The sequence below is a fragment of the Aquicoccus porphyridii genome, from assembly GCF_008369105.1.
In the GTDB taxonomy this organism is placed as follows: Bacteria; Pseudomonadota; Alphaproteobacteria; order Rhodobacterales; family Rhodobacteraceae; genus Aquicoccus; species Aquicoccus porphyridii.
In genome coordinates this window covers 1-539 of record NZ_VINQ01000091.1, presented here as the reverse complement: position 1 = coordinate 539, position 539 = coordinate 1, and the positions used below count along the sequence as shown (strand labels likewise).

The following is a 539-nucleotide window of genomic DNA, read 5'->3' as shown; positions in this document are numbered from 1 at the left end:
CTGCCCAAAGATCCTGACGAGCTGCGCTCTGTCAGCGCGCAAATGCTCCAGCATATCCAATCTCAGGCCTACCAGATCGAGAAGCTGAAGGCTGAGCTTCACGGTCACCGCAAGGCGCGCTTCGGTTCAAAGTCAGAGAGCATGGATCAACTGGCTCTCGATCTGCTGGAAGACGACGAGATCGCGCAGGCTGCAGAGGATCATCACACCGAGCAGCCGCCCGGTGATGAAGGAGGCCCAACCAACAAGCGCCAGCACAGCCGCAAGCCACTGCCCGACCACCTGGATCGGCACGATGAGGTTCTGTCGCCGGGCGAGGCATGCCACGACTGCGGGGGTGCTCTGCGCCAAGTGGGCGAGGACGTGACCGAAGAACTGGATTATATCCCCGGCCACTTCGTGGTGCGCCGGTTTATCCGACCCCGCATGGCCTGCACCTGCTGTGAAGCCTTCGCGCAGGCCCCGTTGCCGTCGCGCGTGATTGAACGCGGGCGGCCCGGTCCCGGCCTCGTGTCGCACATGCTGGTCGGCAAATTTTG

1 protein-coding gene is annotated in these 539 nt (G+C 62.9%); it reads left to right on the top strand.

The window, feature by feature from the left end; translation table 11 throughout:
- Positions 1-539: IS66 family transposase zinc-finger binding domain-containing protein (locus FLO80_RS21915; RefSeq protein WP_188078400.1), on the top strand; the 539-nt coding region annotated here is incomplete at both ends.